The sequence below is a fragment of the Crossiella sp. CA-258035 genome, assembly GCF_030064675.1.
GTDB lineage: Bacteria > Actinomycetota > Actinomycetes > Mycobacteriales > Pseudonocardiaceae > Crossiella.
Window position 1 is genome coordinate 2723654 of the sequence record NZ_CP116413.1, and the last position, 14730, is coordinate 2738383.

Genomic DNA, 14730 nt, shown 5'->3' on the forward strand with positions numbered 1-14730 from the left:
GACCCGATGACCTCGATCCTGGTGATCTCCGGAAGTCCTTCCGCCACATCGAGAACCGCCGCCCTGGTGGAGCGGCTCGCCGACCGGCTGGCCCAGCAGGAGCACCGGGTGCGCACGGTCGCGGTCCGCGAGCTGCCCGCCGAGTCGCTGCTGGCCGCCGACGCCGCCGAACCCCGGATCGCCGAGGTGGTCGCCGAGATCGCGCGGGCGGACGGGCTGGTGGTGGCCTCGCCGGTGTACAAGGCGGCCTACACCGGGGTGCTCAAGTCGCTGCTGGACCTGCTGCCGCAGTTCGCATTCACCGGCAAGGTGGTGCTGCCACTGCTCACCGGCGGCAGCCCCGCGCACGTGCTGGCCCTGGACTACGCGCTGCGCCCGGTGCTCAACTCCTTGGGCGCGCACCACGTCACCCAAGGTTATTTCGTGCTGGACAAGCTCATCCAGCGCACCGACACCGGCATCACCCTCGCGCCGGAGGTGGAAAGCGCCCTGCTGTCCATTGTGGACACCTTCTCCGCCGCGGTGCACCGGCGCCACGGCGAACTGCTCGCGGCTAGCTGACGGGAACTGACGATGACCCTGACCTTCCACTGGTTCCTGCCCACCTACGGCGACAGCCGCTACCTGGTCGGCGGCGGCCACGGCGTGCACACCAGCACCGCCGGTGGCGCCCGCCCGGCCACCCTGGCCTACCTGGGGCAGATCGCGCGCAGCGCCGAACAGCTCGGCTTCGCCGGCGCGCTCACCCCGACCGGGGCCTGGTGCGAGGACGCCTGGCTGTCCACCGCGATGCTCACCGAGGTCACCGAGCGGCTGAAGTTCCTGGTCGCCTTCCGGCCGGGGCTGCTCTCGCCGACCCTGGCCGCGCAGATGGCCGCCACCTACCAGCGGCACTCCGGCGGGCGGCTGCTGCTCAACGTGGTCACCGGCGGCGAGAGCCAGGAACAGCGCGCGCACGGCGACTTCCTGGACAAGGACCAGCGGTACGCGCGCACCGGCGAGTTCCTGGACATCGTGGGCCGGTTGTGGCGCGGGGAACGGGTCACCCACACCGGCACCCACCTCGCGGTGGAGGGCGCGGAGCTGACCAGGGTGCCGGATCCGGTGCCGCCCATCTACTTCGGCGGCTCCTCGCCCGCCGCTGGTCAGGTCGCGGCCCGGCACGCCGAGGTCTACCTCACCTGGGGCGAGCCGCCCGAGCAGGTCGCGGAGAAGATCGCCTGGATCCGTTCCCTCGCCGAGGCGCAGGGCCGCGTGGTGCGTTTCGGCATCCGGCTGCACGTGATCGCCAGGGACACCGCGCGGCACGCCTGGGCCGAGGCGCAGCGGCTGCTGGACGCACTCGACCCGGCCACCATCGCCTCGGTGCAGGAGGGCCTGGCGCGCAGCGAGTCCGAGGGACAGCGGCGGATGCGCGCGCTGCACGGCGGCTCCACCGACGGGCTGGAGATCTCGCCGAACCTGTGGGCCGGGGTCGGGCTGGTGCGCGGGGGAGCGGGCACCGCGCTGGTGGGCAGCCACGAGGAGGTCGCCGACCGGATCGCCGAGTACCACGCCCTGGGCATCGAGGAGTTCGTGCTCTCCGGGCACCCGCACCTGGAGGAGGCCTACTGGTTCGGCGAAGGGGTGCTGCCGGTGCTGGCCCGCAGGGGCCTGTGGCGCAACCCGTTCGGCCAATCGGAGCAGCACGCCGCCGCGATCCCGTTCGCCCAACAGGGAGTTGCGCGGTGAGCTGATCTGTTCACACTCTTGACATGCCGAGTGGTCTAGTCCATTTTGGGTGCACGCCGGTCTCGGTGTGACCCGGATGACAGGGTCCACGCCGAGAGCAACAACACCGCCGCCAAACGGTTGTCCGTTGCTCTTGAGGTGTGGAGGTTGTTGTGACGCGCAGACGTCGGCAACTGCTGGTGGGACTGGTAGCCGTGGCCACGGCCGCGCTGGGGCTGGGCGTCCCGGCCGCGGCGGCCGAGCCGAACCTGGTGGCCAACGCCGGGTTCGAGCAGAGCACCGCGGGCTGGACCTGCACCGCGGGCGGTGGCACGGTGACCACCCCGGTCCGTTCTGGCTCGGCCGCGCTGACCAGCACGCCCTCCGGGCAGGACAACGCCCGCTGCGCGCAGTCGGTGGCGGTGAAGCCGAACTCCAGCTACACGCTTTCGGCCTGGGTGCAGGGCAGCTACACCTACCTCGGCGCCAGCGGCACCGGCACCACCGATGTGAGCACCTGGACCCACGGCGGCAACTCCTGGAGCCAGCTGTCCACGAAGTTCACCACCGGCGCGAACACCAGCCGGGTCACCGTGTACACGCACGGCTGGTACGGCACCGGCGCCTACTTCGTCGACGACGTGGCGCTGACCGGCCCGCCCGGCAGCGGCGACCCCGACCCGCAGGCCCCGGCCAGCCCGAGCGGCCTGACCGCCGGATCGGCCACCACCTCCTCGCTCTCGCTGAGCTGGACCGCGGTCAGCGGCGCGGCCGGGTACCACGTCTACCGCGGCGGCAGCCGGGTCGGCAGCGTCACCGGCGCCTCCTACACCGACACCGGCCTGAGCGCGTCGACCAGCTACTCCTACCAGGTCAGCGCCTACAACACCGCCGGCGAGTCGGCCCGCTCGGCCACGGTCACCGGCACCACCACCGCCGACAGCGGCAACCCCGGCGGCGCGCTGCCCAAGCGGATCCTCACCGGCTACTGGCAGAACTTCGTCAACGGCGCGGCCAACCTGCGGATCAGGGACATCGACCCGCAGTACGACCTGATCGCGATCGCCTTCGCCGACGCGCTCACCACCAGGCCCGGCGCGGTCGGCTTCAGCGTGGACCCCGGGCTGTCCAGCGCGCTGGGCGGCTACTCCGACGCGGACATGATCGCCGACATCGCGGCGAAACGGGCCCAGGGCAAGCGGTTCGTCTTCTCCATCGGCGGCGAGAAGGGCAACGTCGACTTCAGCAGCGCGGCCAACGTGAGCGCGTTCGTGGAGACGATGACCGCGCTGCTGCGCAAGTTCGGCGTGGACGGGGTGGACATCGACCTGGAACACGGGCTGCACGCGCAGAACGTGGCCAGCGCGGTCCGCCAGCTGCGCAACACCTTCGGCGCGAACTTCATCTACACCATGGCCCCGCAGACCCTGGACGTGCAGCCCAGCGGCCGGTACATGCCGCTGATCGAGGCCACCAAGGACATCCTGACCGTGGTGCACACCCAGTACTACAACTCCGGGTCGATGAACGACTGCAACGGCGGCGTGGTGAGCCAGGGCAGCATCGACTTCATCACCGGGCAGGCCTGCATCCTGCTCAAGGTGCTGCGCCCGGACCAGGTGGCCCTCGGCCTGCCCGCCTCGACCCGGGGCGCGGGCAGCGGGTACGTCGCGCCCTCGGTGGTGAACAACGCGGTCAGCTGCCTGGCCAAGCTGCAGAACTGCGGCAGCTTCAAACCGGCCAGCGCGGCGGCGAACCTGCGCGGCGTGATGACCTGGTCGATCAACTGGGACCACAGCAACGGCAAGCAGTTCGCCAACACGGTCAAGCCGCACCTGAACTCACTCGGCTGACCCGCCACTGACCGGCGGTCCGCGCAGCCGCACCTCCCATCCGGGTGCGCGGACCGCCCCTCACTCCCGCCACGCCAACAGGGGGACTCCATGCGCCTGCGCACGCTGCTGCTCAGTTTCGCCTTGCTGCTCAACGTCTTCCTCGCCGTCCCGGCCACCGCCGCGGAGTCCGGCGCGCGGATCGTCCGCGCCACCACGCTCTCCGAACGCCTGGTGGAGCTGGCGGTGCGCTCGGATGCCTTGGGCGGCAAGGAAGTCGGCGTCCGCGTCCTGCTGCCCACCGGTTACCGGGAGCAGCCGGGACGGCGCTGGCCGACGCTGTTCCTGCTGCACGGCTGCTGCGAGGGCGAGACCGGCTACCGGTCCTGGACGGTCAACATGGACGGCGCGGCCGCCACCGCGGCCGCGCGGGCGCTGGTGGTGATGCCCGAGGGTGGGGCAGCTGGCTTCTACTCCAACTGGATTTCCGGCGGTCCGGCGTGGGAGCGGTTCCACCTGGTGGAGCTGACACGCTTGCTGGAGAAGGAGTTCCGGGCGAACCAGCGCCGCGCGGTGGCCGGGCTGTCCATGGGCGGCTTCGGCGCACTCTCCTACGCGGCAAGGCATCCCGGGTTCTTCAGCTACGCCGCGGCCTACAGCGGCGTGGTGCACACGCGTTACCAGGGCGCGCGCAGCACCGACCTGGTGCAGCGGATCCTCACCGAGCGCGGCTTCGACAAGAACGCGCTGTGGGGCGACCCCGGTGCCCAGGAACGCATCTGGCGCGCGCACAATCCGTTCGACCTGGCCACCCGGCTCCGCCAAACCCCGGTTTATCTGTCCACAGGGGACGGTCGTCCAGGCCCGCTCGACCCGCCGGGGTCGGGCAACGACTGGGTGGAGGAGCTGCTCGGCGAGCAGACCGGGTCGCTGGCGGAAGAGCTGCGGCGCAACGGTGTGCGGGTGAGCACGGACCTCTACGGGGCCGGTCGCCACACCTGGCCCTACTGGGAACGCGCCCTGAAGCGTTCCCTGCCGCTGCTGCTGCACGCCATCGGCGGCTGACTCTGATCCCTGCGCGGAGCTTGAAGGAGCCACCATGAAACGTCTCATCGGACTCGCCCTGGCCGCGGTGGTCGCGGGCGCGCTCGCCCTGTTCGCCCCAGCCCCGCAAGCCGAAGCCGCGGCCTGCGCCGCCGCCTGGAACGCCGGCCAGCAGTACACCGGCGGCGCCCAGGTCTCGCACAACGGCCGCAACTACGCCGCCAAGTGGTGGACCCAGAACGAAACCCCTGGCAGCAACCAGGTCTGGGCCGACCAGGGCGCCTGTGACGGCGGCGGCGGTCCGGGCACGCCGACCTGCAACCACCCGAACTGGGTGGCCGGCCAGTTCTACGCCGCGGGCTCGATCGTGCGCTACACCGACGGCAAGTACTACCGCGCCAAGCACGAGAATCCCGGCTACGACCCGGTGATCAGCACCTGGTACTGGGAGCCGTACGCCTGCGGCGGCGACCCCGGCCCCGGCAACCCCGGCGCGTTCGTGGTCAGCGAGGCCCAGTTCAACCAGATGTTCCCGAGCCGGAACCCCTTCTACACCTACCAGGGCCTGCTCAACGCGGTCGCCGCGTTCCCCGGCTTCGCCAAGACCGGCACCGAGGAGGTCCGCAAGCAGGAGGCCGCGGCCTTCCTGGCCAACGCCAACCACGAAACCGGTGGCCTGGTGCACATCGTGGAGCAGAACACCGCGAACTACCCGCACTACTGCGACCGCAGCCAGCCCTACGGCTGCCCGGCAGGCCAGGCTGCCTACTACGGCCGCGGCCCGATCCAGCTCAGCTGGAACTTCAACTACAAGGCGGCGGGCGACGCGCTCGGCATCGACCTGCTGAACAACCCGTACCTGGTGCAGAACGACCCGGCGGTGGCCTGGAAGACCGCGCTCTGGTACTGGAACACGCAGAACGGACCGGGCACCATGACGCCGCACAACGCGATGGTCAACGGCCACGGGTTCGGGCAGACGATCCGGAGCATCAACGGATCCCTGGAGTGCGACGGCAAGAACCCGGCGCAGGTGCAGAGCCGGGTCAGCGCCTACCAGCGCTTCACCGGGATCGTCGGAGTCGCTCCGGGCGGGAACCTGTACTGCTGACCATGCGCGAGCCCCGGCCCGGCGGCCTCAGCCGCCGCGCCGGGGCTCGCGCACTCCCCCCCGGCGTGTTGGCCGTTCTCGTACGGTGTGTTGGCCGTTGCGGACCGTCAGTCGTCACCGGCCATCGCGGCCAGCCGGGTGGCCAGCCGCCCCATGGCCGCCCGCAGCTCCGGCGGCTCCAGCACTTCGGCGGGAAACTCCAGCCGCGCCACGTGCACCGCGATCCAGTCCAGGTCCACCCCGCCGACCACCAGCACGCAACACCCGTCGCCGTCCTCCTCCACCCGCCCCACCTGCGGCGGCACCAGCTCCCGGATCCGCTCGGCCGGCGCGTGCACCCGCACCCTGGCCAGATGCCGGTACGGCGCCTCGGCCACCGAGTGGTGCACGTAGGTGACCGGGTCCGGGTGCTCCCTGGGCCGGAAGCGCCAGGTCGTGGCGACTAGCTCGCGCATGCGGTCCAGGCGGAAGGTGCGCCAGTCCGCGCGGTCGGTGTCCCAGGCCATCAGGTACCAACGGCGCTGGGTGGCCACCATGCGGACCGGCTCGACCGTGCGTTCGGCTTCCGCGCCACCGCGGGCGGCGTAGCGGAACCGCACCCGGACGGCGTCACGGCAGGCGCGGGCCAGCGTCATCAGCAGCTCGGCGTCGATCTCGATCCCCGGTCCCAGCAGGAGGTCGGTGGCCTGCTGCACCGCGTGCACCTCGGCCCGCAACCGGGGCGGCATCACCTGGTCCAGCTTGGCCAGCGCGCGCAACGCCGCCTCACCCGCGCCGGCGACCGTGCCGCCCGCGGCCAGCCGCAGGGACACCGCGGTGGCGATCGCCTCCTCGTCGTTGAACAGCAGCGGCGGCAGCCGGGTGCCCGCGCCGAGCTGGTAGCCGCCGCCGACGCCGGAGGTGGCCAGCACCGGGTAGCCGATGGCGCGCAGCCGCTCCACGTCGCGGCGGACCGAACGGTCGGTGACGCCCAGTTCGGCGGCCAGCTCGGTGGCGGTCCAGGACGGCCTGCGCTGCAACAGCTCCAGCAGCCGCAGCACTCGCTCGGTGGTCGCTTCCACGGACACCCATCCATCGTGGCACGAATCGCGGAAGGCAGCTGTCCGCTATCTGCGGCAGGCTGACCGCCATGACCGAGACCTGGAACCACCTGCTCCGCGACCAGCTCAGCTGGCACTGGACCCAGCAGCTGCGTCCACGCCTCGACGGACTCACCGACGAGGAGTACTTCTGGGAGCCCGCGCCCGGCTGCTGGAACGTGCGCCCGCGCGGCACCGGCACCGCGCCGGTACTGGGCGGCTCCGGCGCGATGACCATCGACTTCGCCGCGCCGGAGCCGGACCCGCCGCCGCTGACCACGATCGCCTGGCGGCTCGCGCACGTGATCGTCGGCGTGTTCGCGATGCGCGACGCCGCGCACTTCGGCGGCCCGCCCACCGACTACTTCGCCTTCGACTACGCCCCGACCGCGGCCGCCGCGCTGGAGCAGCTCGACGCCCAGTACGCCAGGTGGCTGGCCGGGGTCGAGTCCCTGGGCGAAGCCGGTCTCGCCCGTCCGTGCGGGGAGGCCGAGGGCGAGTACGCCGAGCACCCGCTGGCCGCGCTGGTGCTGCACGTCAACCGTGAAGCGATCCACCACCTGGCCGAGGTCAGCCTGCTCCGCGACCTCTACCGGCACACCCGACAGGAGACCAACTGACATGGCCCGCGACGTCCAGATCACCTTCGACTGCGCCGACCCGGCCGCGCTGGCCGCGTTCTGGGCCGATGCCCTCGGCTACCGCGTCCAGGACCCGCCCCAGGGCTTCGAGTCCTGGCCGCAGGCGCTGACCGCGTTCGGCATCCCGCCCGAGCGGCACAACGACGCCTCGGCGGTGATCGATCCCGATGGCGCGGGGCCGCGGCTGTTCTTCCAGCGGGTGCCGGAAGGAAAGCAGGCCAAGAACCGGGTGCACCTCGACGTGCGCGCCGCGCCGGGGCTGGCGGGGGAGGAGCGGATGGCGGCATTGGAGGAAGCCGCCGAGCGGCTCGTCGCCAGGGGCGCCGCCCGGATCTCCCGGCACGAGCCCGAGCCGCCGCTGGCCGGTGGTCACATCATCATGACCGACCCCGAGGGCAACGAGTTCTGCCTGGACTGACCGGCCGGTCCGGAGTCGCGGCCGCGCGCCGCGACTCCGCTACGCCGTTCTGGTCCTGAGCGCGACCGCCTTGCGCGCCAACGGTTCCACCACGCGCGCGGCCACCGGCCCGAACACCGCCATCAGCAGCACGTAGGCCGTGGCCAGTGGCGCCAGCTGCGAGTCCACCGCCCCGGAGGTCACCGCCAGTCCGGCGATCACGATGGAGAACTCGCCGCGCGCCACCAGTGCCGAGCCCGCTCTGAGCCTGCCGAGTCTGGCGATGCCCTGCTGCCCGGCGGCGAACCAGCCGGTGAGCATCTTCGTCGCCGTGGTCACCACCACCAGCGCCACCGCGACGCCGAGCACCGGCGGCACGTCGCGCGGGTCGGTGTTCAGGCCGAAGACCACGAAGAAGACCGCGGCGAACAGGTCGCGCAGGGGCTCCAGCAGCTTGGTGGCGTTCTCCGCGGTGGAGCCGGAGATGGCGATGCCGAGCAGGAAGGCGCCGACCGCGGCGGAGACCTGGAGCTGGGAAGCCAGCCCGGCGACCAGCAGCGCGAGGCCCAGCACCCGGAGCAGGAAGACCTCGGGGTCGGGACTGTCGACCATGGCCGAGACGTAGCGGCCGAACTTGATCGCGATGACCAGCACCACGGTGACCGCGAACAGCGCGATGCCCACAGTGGACAGTCCGCCCCAGAAGCTGACCCCGGCCAGCAGCGCGGTCAGGATCGGCAGGTAGACCGCCATCGCCAGGTCCTCGAAGACCAGGATGGACAGCACCACCGGGGTCTCGCGGTTGCCGAGGCGGCCGAGGTCGCCCAGCACCTTGGCCACGATGCCGGAGCTGGAGATGTAGGTGACCCCGCCCATGGCCAGCGCGCCGATCGGGCCCCAGCCGAGGATCAGCGCGGCCGCGACCCCGGGGGTGGCGTTGAGCACCAGGTCGACCACGCCGGCCAGCCAGGACCGTTTGAGGCCGGTGACCAGCTCGTTTGCCGAGTACTCCAGGCCGAGCAGCAACAGCAGCAGCACCACGCCGATCTCGGCGGCGATGCCGGTGAACTCCTCGATGCCGGTCAGCGGGATCAGGCCGCCCTTGCCGAAGGCGACCCCGCCGATCAGGTACAGCGGGATGGGGGATACGCCGATTTTCCAGGCCAGCCTGCCGAGCAGGCCGAGGCCGAAGAACACCGCGCCCAGCTCGATCAGGGCCAACGCCGTGTGGTGCACCGGACTCAGCCCTTGTCGAGGATGTCCGCCGCGGCCTTGAGGCCCGGACCGGTGCCCACGACCACGAGCAGGTCGCCGCCGCCGAGGATGAAGTCCGGTTTGGGGGAGGGGTGCACGGTGCCCGCGCGCACCACCGCGACGATGGACACGCCGGTGCGGCTGCGCAGCTGGGTGTCGCCCATCGGTCGTCCGTCGAACGGCGTGCCCGGCGCGAGCGGCAGCTGCTTGGTGGTGACCCCGGCGAGCTCGTTCTGCTCCGCGCGCAGCTGCGCCACCAGCTGCGGCGCGCCCAGCAGGCTGGCCAGCGCGCCGGCCTCCTCGGTGGAGAGCGGGATGGAGGCGACGCAGGAGTCTGGATCGTCGGACTTGGAGGCGATCAGCTCGAAGTGGCCGTCCCGGTGGGTGATCACCCCGATCCGGCGGCCGGTCTTGGTCAGGAAGTCCTGACGAGTGCCGATTCCAGGCAGGGGCGTGACCTCGACATGCACGTTTCCACCCTAACTCTTCCGGTGCTCGCTCCGGTGCTTGCGTAATCCATAGTCGGCTATATATCTTTACCATCGTCAGGTGAGCCTCCGACGGCACGACTCCTATCAGCTGCTCGCCGCCTTCAAGCGGTGGCGGCGGCCGCTGGACTCGTTGCTGGGCGAGGTCGGCCTGACCGCGGGGCAGGACTTCCTGCTCGACGAGCTGTGGCAGGAGGACGGCCTGTGTCAGGCGGAACTGGTGCGACGGCTGGGCGTCGAGCAGCCCACGGTGGCCAAGGCGGTGAAACGCCTGGAGGCCGCGGGGTTCCTGCGTCGCGGCGCGCACGAGCGGGACGCGCGCATGGTGCGGATCTGGCTCACCGAACGCGGCCGCGCGGCCCGTCCGGCGGTCGAGGCAGCCTGGCGGGAGGCGGAAAAACGCCTCGGCGCGGGGCTGACTCCGGCCGAGCGGGCGGAACTGGTGCGGTTGCTGAGGCGCAGCTTCGGCGGTGAGTGATTAACCACTCACGACTCCTGACTCATGTCTCAACTCGAGGGGAGGGCAGCGTTCTGTGAGTGGTCAACCACTCATGCCCTGTGGCTCACTCCGAGCCTTGGTCACTCACTCCGAACGGCAATGAGTGGTCAATCACTCACCCTCGGCCGAGGTGAGTGGCTGACCAATCACGGTTCGGCGCCTTGCTCACGGTTCCGCGGATGCTCGCGGTTTGTGCCTAGCTCGGGTTTCAAGCTCTGCGCGAATACGTTCCAACTGCGGAGCCGCGCTCTGCGCGAATCCGTTCCGGCTGCGGAGCCGCGTTTGCTGGGATCCGTTCCTCGCTCGCGGACCCATGCTTTGCTCAGATTCAAGCCTCGCCTGCGGGCTCGGGCCGCGCTCGGACCTGTGCCTCGCTAGCGAGGCGCGCCGAGCCCGGTCTCGTGTCTCGCTAACGAGGTGCACCGTTGCCCGGTTTCGTGTCTCGCTCGCGAGGCGAGCTGTGCCCGGTCTCGTGTCTCGCTCGCGAGGCGAGCTGTGCCCGGTCTCGTGTCTCGCCTGTGGGGCTCGCGCCGCGCTCGGATCGGTACCGCTCGCGGCCGCGCCGTGCCCGGACCTGCGCCTCATCTACGGGGCTCGGGCCGTGCTCGGATCCGTGTCCCGTTCGCGGACCTACGCCCAGCCCGGTTCTGTGTCCCACTCGCGGACCTGGACCGTACCCGGATTCGTGGCCCGCTCGCGGACCTGAGCCGTGCCGGATCCATGCCTCATGCGTGGACCCGCGCCGTGCTCAAAGCTGCGCCTCGTCCACCCTCGAACCGTGATTGATCGACCACTCACAGAACCCATGAGTGGTCGATCAATCACAAACGCGCTCATCTTCGACCAATTACATAGCCGACTATCTATCTGGGGAGATCGCCATGACAAACCACACCACAACAGCGCTGGTCACCGGAGGCGCAGGCCTCCTGGGATCAGCCATCACCCGGACGCTGAGCGGCGCTGGCCACCGACTCGTCATCACCTACCAGCGCGACGCCGACCGAGCCGAAGCACTCGCCGCCGACCTCCGCGCCAACGGCACCCCCGCGCTCGCCCTGCCCTTCGACCTGGCCGACCCCACCGCCGCCCGCACCCTCCTCCACAGCATCGACCAGTCCGGATTCGCCCCCGTCAACATCCTGGTCAACAACGCGATCCCGCAGACCGACGCCCGCCGCCCCGGCTTCGCCACCTTCACCGAAGCCGAGGACGCCGGCTGGCGAAACCTGGTGCGGCACAACGTCGAAGGCACCCTCGACCTGATCCGCGCCGTCCTGCCCGGCATGCGCGCCGCCGGGCCCGGCCGCATCGTGTCCATCTCCTCCAGCCTGGTGCACGAGGGCATGCCGGGCGCGGTCGCGTACACCGCGGCCAAGGCCGCTCTGCACGGGGCCTCGCGCAGCCTGGCCTGGGAGGTTGGGCCGGATGGGATCACCGTCAATCTCGTCACGCCTGGGCTGATCGCTTCCGAACGGGCCGAGCAGATGCTCGGTGACGCGATCGCCGGGGTGACGGCGGGCACGCCGATCGGCAGACTGGTCACCGCGGCCGAGGTCGCCGCGGCGGTGGGCTTCCTGGTCTCGCCGGGGGCGGCGGGTATCACCGCGGCCGAGGTCGTGGTGGACGGCGGCAAGAACTGACGCCGGGGATGTGACCGCTGCCACCTCCGCCCGGATCCGGAATCCGTGCTGGCAGACCGATTTCCGTGTCGCGGCAACGGCATCGGGACTACCTGGACCGGCAGTTCCGTTGTGGCTGGTGCGGGCGGGTCCGGGCGGAGGCGGCACAATATCCGGCGGACCTTTGTTGGGGTAGGCGAGGAGGGCTCACGGTGACACAGGGCGTGCGTGGCGTGGTGGCAGTGGACGGTCCGGCTGGCACCGGCAAGTCCACGGTCACCCGGCGGCTCGCGACCGCGCTCGGCGCCCGGTACCTGGACACCGGCGCGATGTACCGCGCCGCCACCCTCGCCGTGCTGCGCGCCGGAGTCGACCCGAACGACGCGGAGAAGGTGCTCGCCGTGGTCGAGTCCACCCGCATGCTGGTGGGCACCGACCCGCTCGCGCCGACCATCGAGCTGGCCGACCCGGACCCGGCCGACCTGGAGCGCACCGAGGACGTGGCCGCCGAGATCCGCGGCCCCGAGGTCACCCTCGCGGTGTCCCCGGTCTCCGCGGTGGCCGAGGTGCGCGCGCTGATCGTGGGTCAGCAGCAGCGGATCATCGCCGAGGTGGTGGCTGATGGCGGCCGGATCGTGGCCGAGGGCCGCGACATCGGCACCACGGTCGCCCCCGACGCCGACCTCAAGATCTACCTGACCGCCTCGGCCGAGGCCCGCGCCCAGCGCCGGGTCGACCAGGACGCCCGCGCCGGCCGGGCCGTCTCGGTGGAGGCGACCCTGGCCGATGTGCGGCGCCGGGACACCTACGACTCGACCCGCAAGGCCTCGCCGCTGCGCAGGGCCGAGGACGCGGTCGAGGTCGACACCACCGAACTGGACATCGACGGCGTGGTCACCCGCCTCGTCGAGCTGGCCGAGGCGCACGGACTCAGCGCGGTGCCGGAGCGGACCGGGCCGTGACCGAACACCCCAGCGGCCTGCCCGAAGGCGCCTGGCCCTGGTTCAACGACCTGTGCCGCGGCATCGGCACCGTGGTCGCGCGCACCCCGTACCGGCTGCACCTGCACCACCGGGAGCGGATTCCGCGCACCGGAGCGGTGGTCATGGTGGCCAACCACACCGCCTTCCTGGACGGTCCCGTACTGTTCTGTGTGCTCGGTCGTCGATCGGTGTTCCTGGTCAAGCACGAACAGTTCCAGGGCCCGCTCGGCAAGTTCCTGCGGCGGCTCGGCCAGCTGCCGGTGCGCCGCGGCGCACCGGACCGGACGCCGCTGCTGACCGCGGTGCGGCTGCTGCGCGAGGGCGAAGGCCTGGTCGGCGTGTTCCCGGAGGGCACCCGGGGCACCGGCGAGGTGGTCAAGGCGGCCAACGGCGCGGCCTGGCTCGCCCGATCGGGTGGCGCTCTGGTGCTGCCCGTGGCCTGCCGGGGTTTCCGTCGTCCGGAAGGATCGGGTCGCCGGTTCCGGCCGCGGGTGGACGTGCTCTTCGGCACGCCGTTCGCGCTGCCGCCCGGCAAGGGCAAGACCGCCCTGACCGAGGCGACCGAGTTGGTCCGCGGCCGGCTGGCCGAACTGGTCGCGGAGTTGGACGTGATGCGTGCCGGGTACCCGGGCAACGCCGAGCAGCAAGAAGGAGACAGCGCGTGAGCCTGGACGGCACATGGACTGATGAGGCCGACTGGGCCGCGGTGGAGAACGCGGCCGAGGACGGCGACCTGGCCGACGGCGCCAAGCCGTTGCCGGTGCTGGCCGTGGTCGGCCGCCCCAACGTGGGCAAGTCGACCCTGGTCAACCGCATCCTGGGCCGCCGCGAGGCGGTCGTGCAGGACGTGCCAGGGGTGACCCGCGACCGGGTGACCTACGAGGCGATGTGGAACGGCCGCAAGTTCAGCGTGGTCGACACCGGCGGCTGGGAGCCCGACGCCAGCGGCCTGCAGGCCGCGGTGGCCGCGCAGGCCGAGTACGCCATGCGCACCGCGGACGCGATCATGCTGGTGGTGGATGCCACCGTCGGCGCCACCACCACCGAGGAGACGGTGGCCCGGCTGCTCCGCCGCGCCGACCGCCCGGTGATCCTGGTGGCCACCAAGGTCGACGACGACCGCCTCAACGCCGACGTGGCCTCGCTGTGGTCGCTGGGCCTTGGCGAGCCGTTCCCGGTCAGCGGTCTGCACGGCCGGGGCAGCGGTGACCTGCTGGACAAGGTCCTGGAGACCCTGCCGGAGAGCCCGCGCGACGACTTCCGCGCCCCCGTCGGCGGCCCGCGCCGGGTCGCCCTGGTGGGCAGGCCGAACGTGGGCAAGTCGAGCCTGCTGAACAAGCTGGCCGGTGAGCAGCGCTCGGTGGTGCACGACGTCGCGGGCACCACGGTCGACCCGGTCGACTCCCTGATCGAGTTGGACGACGAGGTCTGGCGCTTCGTCGACACCGCCGGGTTGCGCAAGCGGGTGAACTTCGCCCAGGGCGCCGAGTACTACGCGTCACTGCGAACGCACTCGGCCATCGAGACCGCCGAGGTCGCCATCGTGCTGCTGGACGCCAGCACCCCGATCAGCGAGCAGGACCAGCGCGTCATCACCATGGTCGTCGAGGCGGGCCGCGCCCTGGTGCTGGCCTTCAACAAGTGGGACCTGGTCGACGAGGACCGCCGCCTGGCCATGACCAGGGAGCTCGAACGCGACCTCAAGCGCATCCCGTGGGCCGAGCGGGTCAACATCTCCGCGCACACCGGCCGCGCGGTGGCCAAGCTGGCCCCCGCCCTGCGCACCGCGCTGAACTCCTGGGAACGCCGCATCCCGACCGGCCAGCTCAACTCCTGGCTGGCCGACCTGATCGCGGCCACCCCGCCCCCGGTCCGCAGCGGCAAGCAGCCCAAGGTGCTCTTCGCGACCCAGGCCGGGGTGCGCCCGCCGACGCTGGTGCTGTTCACCTCCGGCTTCCTGGAGGCGAGCTACCGCCGGTTCATCGAGCGCAAGTTCCGCGAGCAGTTCGGCTTCACCGGCACCCCGGTGCAGGTGTCGGTCCGGGTCCGCGAGAAGCGCAAGAAGTAGCT

General features: G+C 71.5%; 15 protein-coding genes. 12 read left to right on the plus strand and 3 right to left on the minus strand.

Annotation, left to right across the window (positions count from 1 at the left end; genetic code table 11):
- Nucleotides 1-6 precede the first annotated feature (6 nt).
- From ssuE to N8J89_RS12515, 5 genes are all read left to right on the plus strand, one after another.
- On the plus strand, nucleotides 7-561 hold the full coding sequence (ssuE, locus tag N8J89_RS12495; protein WP_283664498.1) for an NADPH-dependent FMN reductase: 555 nt from the start codon (nucleotides 7-9) through the stop codon (nucleotides 559-561).
- 12 nt (nucleotides 562-573) lie between these two features.
- Nucleotides 574-1731: an LLM class flavin-dependent oxidoreductase gene (locus N8J89_RS12500; protein WP_283664499.1), complete on the plus strand. Its 1158-nt coding sequence runs from the start codon at nucleotides 574-576 to the stop codon at nucleotides 1729-1731.
- A gap of 152 nt (nucleotides 1732-1883) precedes the next feature.
- A complete protein-coding gene (locus tag N8J89_RS12505) occupies nucleotides 1884-3563 on the plus strand; it encodes a chitinase (protein WP_283664500.1) in 1680 nt (559 codons plus the stop codon).
- Between the two features lie 90 nt (nucleotides 3564-3653).
- Nucleotides 3654-4607, plus strand: a complete 954-nt coding sequence (locus tag N8J89_RS12510) for an alpha/beta hydrolase (protein WP_283664501.1) — start codon at nucleotides 3654-3656, stop codon at nucleotides 4605-4607.
- A 34-nt stretch (nucleotides 4608-4641) separates the two neighbouring features.
- Entirely contained in the window at nucleotides 4642-5697 is a 1056-nt protein-coding gene (locus tag N8J89_RS12515; protein ID WP_283664502.1) for a glycoside hydrolase family 19 protein, read from the plus strand.
- A gap of 107 nt (nucleotides 5698-5804) precedes the next feature.
- Here N8J89_RS12515 and N8J89_RS12520 read toward each other — a convergent pair whose 3' ends face one another.
- The gene (locus N8J89_RS12520) at nucleotides 5805-6764 is read right to left on the minus strand and encodes a helix-turn-helix transcriptional regulator (protein WP_283664503.1); all 960 of its coding nucleotides are present in this window, start codon (nucleotides 6762-6764) and stop codon (nucleotides 5805-5807) included.
- Nucleotides 6765-6826: 62 nt separating this feature from the next.
- Between N8J89_RS12520 and N8J89_RS12525 the strand changes: the two genes are divergently transcribed.
- Both N8J89_RS12525 and N8J89_RS12530 read left to right on the plus strand, forming a co-directional pair.
- Complete coding sequence (locus N8J89_RS12525) at nucleotides 6827-7396, plus strand: DinB family protein (RefSeq protein WP_283664504.1); 570 nt, start codon at nucleotides 6827-6829, stop codon at nucleotides 7394-7396.
- A gap of 1 nt (nucleotide 7397) precedes the next feature.
- A complete protein-coding gene (locus tag N8J89_RS12530) occupies nucleotides 7398-7835 on the plus strand; it encodes a VOC family protein (protein ID WP_283664505.1) in 438 nt (145 codons plus the stop codon).
- 39 nt (nucleotides 7836-7874) lie between these two features.
- Here the strand turns inward: N8J89_RS12530 and N8J89_RS12535 are convergent, their stop codons facing one another.
- Together N8J89_RS12535 and N8J89_RS12540 are read right to left on the minus strand one after the other, a co-directional pair.
- On the minus strand, nucleotides 7875-9050 hold the full coding sequence (locus N8J89_RS12535) for a cation:proton antiporter (protein ID WP_283664506.1): 1176 nt from the start codon (nucleotides 9048-9050) through the stop codon (nucleotides 7875-7877).
- 5 nt (nucleotides 9051-9055) lie between these two features.
- Nucleotides 9056-9538, minus strand: coding sequence for a cation:proton antiporter regulatory subunit (locus N8J89_RS12540; RefSeq protein ID WP_283664507.1), 483 nt, complete (start codon nucleotides 9536-9538; stop codon nucleotides 9056-9058).
- 79 nt (nucleotides 9539-9617) lie between these two features.
- Between N8J89_RS12540 and N8J89_RS12545 the strand changes: the two genes are divergently transcribed.
- The 5 genes from N8J89_RS12545 (at nucleotide 9618) to der (ending at nucleotide 14728) form a co-directional block, all read left to right on the plus strand.
- Nucleotides 9618-10034 (plus strand): MarR family winged helix-turn-helix transcriptional regulator, encoded by a 417-nt coding sequence (locus N8J89_RS12545; protein WP_283664508.1) that lies wholly within the window; start codon nucleotides 9618-9620, stop codon nucleotides 10032-10034.
- Between the two features lie 902 nt (nucleotides 10035-10936).
- On the plus strand, nucleotides 10937-11698 hold the full coding sequence (locus N8J89_RS12550; protein WP_283664509.1) for an SDR family NAD(P)-dependent oxidoreductase: 762 nt from the start codon (nucleotides 10937-10939) through the stop codon (nucleotides 11696-11698).
- A 191-nt stretch (nucleotides 11699-11889) separates the two neighbouring features.
- A complete protein-coding gene (gene cmk / locus N8J89_RS12555) occupies nucleotides 11890-12639 on the plus strand; it encodes a (d)CMP kinase (RefSeq protein WP_283664510.1) in 750 nt (249 codons plus the stop codon).
- Nucleotides 12636-13325, plus strand: a complete 690-nt coding sequence (locus N8J89_RS12560; protein ID WP_283664511.1) for a lysophospholipid acyltransferase family protein — start codon at nucleotides 12636-12638, stop codon at nucleotides 13323-13325. The genes cmk and N8J89_RS12560 overlap by 4 nt, the downstream gene beginning before the upstream one ends.
- 41 nt (nucleotides 13326-13366) lie before the next feature.
- Complete coding sequence (gene der / locus N8J89_RS12565; RefSeq protein WP_502868485.1) at nucleotides 13367-14728, plus strand: ribosome biogenesis GTPase Der; 1362 nt, start codon at nucleotides 13367-13369, stop codon at nucleotides 14726-14728.
- The last annotated feature ends 2 nt before the right edge of the window (nucleotides 14729-14730 follow it).

Bases quoted from the DNA above. Each gene is read 5' to 3' on its own strand.
- N8J89_RS12515 (WP_283664502.1), top strand. From the start codon at position 4,642: ATGAAACGTCTCATCGGACTCGCCCTGGCCGCGGTGGTCGCGGGCGCG.
- N8J89_RS12500 (WP_283664499.1), top strand. From the start codon at position 574: ATGACCCTGACCTTCCACTGGTTCCTGCCCACCTACGGCGACAGCCGC.
- N8J89_RS12510 (WP_283664501.1), top strand. From the start codon at position 3,654: ATGCGCCTGCGCACGCTGCTGCTCAGTTTCGCCTTGCTGCTCAACGTC.
- N8J89_RS12550 (WP_283664509.1), top strand. From the start codon at position 10,937: ATGACAAACCACACCACAACAGCGCTGGTCACCGGAGGCGCAGGCCTC.
- ssuE (WP_283664498.1), top strand. From the start codon at position 7: ATGACCTCGATCCTGGTGATCTCCGGAAGTCCTTCCGCCACATCGAGA.
- N8J89_RS12525 (WP_283664504.1), top strand. From the start codon at position 6,827: ATGACCGAGACCTGGAACCACCTGCTCCGCGACCAGCTCAGCTGGCAC.
- N8J89_RS12530 (WP_283664505.1), top strand. From the start codon at position 7,398: ATGGCCCGCGACGTCCAGATCACCTTCGACTGCGCCGACCCGGCCGCG.